The following is a 4,066-nucleotide window of genomic DNA, read 5'->3' as shown; positions in this document are numbered from 1 at the left end:
GCCGTCGACGCCCGCCCCGACCAGGAGCTGTACGCCCAGGACAGCGCACCCGAACTCGCCGCGCTCAGCGCGCTGCGGCTCGCGCTGCACAGCCGGGCCACCGTGCGCGCCGCAGCCGGCGACACCCTGCGCGCCGACGCGCACCCCGCCCTGCGCGCCGACGTCGTCCTGTGCCATCCGCCGTTCAACGAGCGCAACTGGGGCCACGACGAACTCGCCTACGACCCCCGCTGGGAGTACGGCTTCCCGGCGCGCACCGAGTCCGAGCTGGCCTGGGTGCAGCACGCGCTGGCCCGGCTGACCGACGGCGGCACCGCCGTGCTGCTCATGCCGCCGGCCGCCGCCTCCCGCCGCTCCGGGCGCCGGATCCGCGCCGACCTGCTGCGCCGGGGCGCGCTGCGCGCCGTCGTCGCGCTGCCGGTCGGTGCGGCACCGCCGTACAACATCCCGCTGCACCTGTGGGTGCTGCGCCGGCCCGACCGGGCGCCGGCCACGCCCGAGGTGCTGCTCGTGGACACCGGGCGGTTCGCCGGGGAAGGGCGCGGCGGGCCGGACTGGGAGGCGGTGCGGGAGGCCGTGACGGACGCCTGGCAGGCCTTCACGCGCGCGGGGCGGCTGACGGAACGGCCGGGGCTCGCCCGTTCGGTGCCGGTGATCGACCTCCTCGACGACGACGTGGACCTCGCCCCCGCCCGCCATCTGCCGCCGGCCGCGGTCGCCGACGGCGCGGAGCAGCTCGCGCAGGTGCGCGAGCGCCTCGGCGCGACCCTGCGCCTGACCGCCGACCTCACCCCGCCCGCCGCCGGCCCCGCTGCGGCCCCGCGCTGGCCGCTGACCACGATCGGCGAACTCGCGCGCGGGGGCGCGCTGGTGATGCGGACCGGCGGAAACGGCGGCCACGCGCGCGTGCCGGTCCTCACCGACCACGACGTCCTCGCCGGAACGGCACCGTCGGGCACGCTTCCGGAGAGCGAGGAGGAGGCCGTGCTGACCGAGCCGGGCGACGTCGTCGTACCGGTGCTCGGCGGGGGATCGGTGGCGCGGGTGATCGACGAGGCGACGGGGGGCGCCGCCCTGGGGCGCAACCTCGTGCTGCTGCGCCCGGACCGCACGGCGCTTGACCCGTGGTTCCTCGCCGGGTTCCTGCGCGGGACCGCCAACAACCGGCAGGCCAGCAGCTACGCCTCCACGGCGACCCGCCTGGACGTGCGCCGACTGCAACTGCCCCGGCTCGCGCTGGAGGAACAGCGGCGCTACGGCGCCCGGTTCCGCGCCCTGGACGAGTTCGAGCGGGCGCTCCGGCACGCGAGCCGGCTCGGGGAACAGCTCGTACGCGGCATGTACGACGGACTGACGGACGGCACGGTCGCCCCCGACTGAACCGCGAGAAGTGATCAGTGCGACAACGGTTCGGTACAACCCGAGACCGGTTGTCCTTGTCGGCCTATACGCTCGGACTCCGACGGGGACATCGTCCCGTCGGCGTCCGTCCCCATCGGTCCCACTCGGTCCAGGAGCAGTCATGTACGGCCACGGCGCGGTGCCGCCTCCCCGCAGCGCGGGAAAGGTCATCTCCCTGCGCGTGATGTTCGCGGCGGCCGGGGCTCTCACGTGCGGACTGCTGTCGTGCCTGCCGCTGTTCCGGGTCGCGTTCGTGCGGGGCCGCTGGTACGACTGGCTGATCGCCTGGCTGAGCCTGCCGCTGTCCATCACCGGGCTTGCGGTGGTCGGCGAACTGCCGGAGGAGGACTGGCGCAGCGACCTCGCGCTGGGACTGCTCCTGCTGCTCGGCGTGGTGGCCGCGATCTACTACCTGGTGGTGGACATCCGGGTGCACCAGCAGCAGCGGTTCGCCGGGTACGCCCCTGCGCCGGCCCCCACCGTGCACGGACCCTACGGCTTCGGGCACGCGGCGCCGTCGCCGTACGCGACGACGCTCGGACCGGGCCCGCAGCCGCCCGTGCCGCCCGCGCACCACACGCCGATACCCCAGCCGCCGCACGGCGTGCCGGTGGTGCCCCCGGCCCCCGTGCCGCGGGCCGAACCGCCGCAGCAGCGCCCCGCGCCCGCCCGCATCGACCAGGTGCGCGCCGAGCTCGACGAACTCAGCGACTATCTGCGCCGGCAGGACGGCCGCGACGGCCACGACGGCCGCGACAGTCGCGACAGTCGCGGCGAGGGCGGGCGATGACGGTGACGACAGGGCGCATGGTCGCCGACCGTTACGAACTGTCCACGCTCATCGGGCAGGGCGGCATGGGCCAGGTCTGGACGGCGTACGACCGCAGGCTCGACCGGCGCGTGGCGGTGAAGCTGCTGCGCCCCGACAAGGTGGCGGGCCAGGAGGCGGACGAGCTGCGCCGCCGGTTCGTGCGCGAGTGCCGGGTGACCGCGCAGGTGGACCACCCGGGTCTGGTGACGGTGCACGACGCGGGCAGCGAGGGCGAGGAGCTGTTCCTCGTCATGCAGTACGTCGACGGCGCCGACCTCTCCGACCATCTCGCCGAGCACGACCCGTACCCCTGGCCGTGGGCGGTCGCGGTGGCCGCGCAACTGTGCGCCGTACTGAGCGCCGTGCACGCCGTGCCGATCGTGCACCGCGACCTCAAGCCGCGCAACGTGATGGTGAAGCAGGACGGCACGGTCACCGTCCTCGACCTGGGCGTGGCCTCGGTGATGGACACCGACACCACCCGCCTCACGCACACCGGCTCGCCGATCGGCTCGCCCGCCTACATGGCGCCGGAACAGGCGATGGGCGGCGCGGTCGGCCCGTACACCGACCTGTACGCGCTCGGCGTGCTGATGCACGAACTGCTCAGCGGCGAGGTGCCGTTCGCCGGCTCCACCGCGCTCGGCGTGCTGCACCGGCACCTGTACGAGCCCCCGCTGCCCGTGCGCCGGCTCCGCCCCGAGGTGCCCGAGGCGCTGGAGACCCTGGTGCTGCGGCTGCTCGCCAAGGACCCGCAGCACCGGCCGGCGTCCGCGCAGGAGGTGTACGAGGACCTGGCGCTGCTTCTGCCCGCGCGCGGGACGCCCACCGGGGCGCCCCTGGATCCCACGCGCCCCTTCCTGCGGCCGCACGCCCCCTGGCCGGACCGCGCGCGGACCCCCGCGCCCCAGCCGTCCCCGGTCGCGCCGGCGCCGCCGGTGGCCGAGAAGCCCGATGTCGCCGCCGCCGTGGACGAGGTCAAGCGCCTGCTGGGCGAGGGCCGGATCACGCAGGCCGTCGACATCCTGGGCGCGATCCTGCCGGCCGCCGCCGAGCAGCACGGCGAGCACTCCCCGGTGGTGCGCACCCTGCGCAAGCAGTACGCGGCCACGCTCATGGACGACGGCCAGTACCGGCGCGCGCTGCCCGAACTGCGCCGGCTCGCCGACGAACGCGCCGCCGAGGCCGGCCAGGCCGACCCGCAGTCGCTGCGCTACCGCTACGAGGCCGCGCAGTGCCTGGAGCAGCTGGGCGAACCGGCGGCGGCGCTCGCCGAGTACCGCGCGCTGCTGCCGTACTACGAGAACCAGTACGTCGCCGGGGACCCGCAGCTCGCCCACGAGGTGCGCCGCCGCATCGGCCATCTGCTGCTCGCCCTGGGCGACCGGTCGGCCGCCCACGACACACTGGCGCGGCTGGTCCTGGACGTCGAACGGCTGCACGGCCCCGGCCATCCGCTGGCCGTGGAGGTCCGGCGGACCCTCCAGTGGCTGGGCCAGGTGCGCGGCTGACCCTGGGGACCCTGCCGGGGGCGTGACCCGGCGGCCTCCGTCCGAAGCCGCGCGGCGGTGCCCCGAGCGCGCGCGAATCGTTGGTCGAATGGGTTGGCCGCAGCCTGCCCACTGCCTACCATCGATCACCGCAAGACTTGGTGCGCCCGCCCGTCGCCCGACCACCACCCCCGGCGGAGGCGCTGGCGCGCCGCACCTGTCATTGCAATCTCCCCCTGGAGGTTTCCTTGCACCGCCGCCGTCGCACCGCGCTCGTCCTCACCGCCGCGATCGCAGCCGCGGCACCCCTGCTGACCGCCTGCGGAAACGATGCGCATCCGGGCGCCGCGGCTGCGATCGCGGC

The 4,066-nt window shown here is 75.5% G+C and carries 3 protein-coding genes and 1 pseudogene; all 4 read left to right on the top strand.

All coding sequences use genetic code 11. The features are described 5' to 3' along the window. Window positions 1–1,380: N-6 DNA methylase (locus CCN44_RS40510; protein WP_158103220.1), on the top strand; the 1,380-nt coding region annotated here is incomplete at its 5' end. A 142-nt stretch (window positions 1,381–1,522) separates the two neighbouring features. Continuing rightward, entirely contained in the window at window positions 1,523–2,191 is a 669-nt protein-coding gene (locus tag CCN44_RS40505; protein ID WP_086704166.1) for a hypothetical protein, read from the top strand. A gap of 17 nt (window positions 2,192–2,208) precedes the next feature. After that, on the top strand, window positions 2,209–3,723 hold the full coding sequence (locus CCN44_RS40500) for a serine/threonine-protein kinase (protein ID WP_189397435.1): 1,515 nt from the start codon (window positions 2,209–2,211) through the stop codon (window positions 3,721–3,723). 227 nt (window positions 3,724–3,950) lie between these two features. After that, window positions 3,951–4,066, top strand: a pseudogene (locus tag CCN44_RS48075) (SurA N-terminal domain-containing protein); the annotation flags it as partial.

The organism is Streptomyces tricolor (genome assembly GCF_002155905.1).
In the GTDB taxonomy this organism is placed as follows: Bacteria; Actinomycetota; Actinomycetes; order Streptomycetales; family Streptomycetaceae; genus Streptomyces; species Streptomyces tricolor.
Note: the sequence above shows the minus strand (reverse complement) of the source record. Positions and strands in the feature narration are given on the sequence as shown.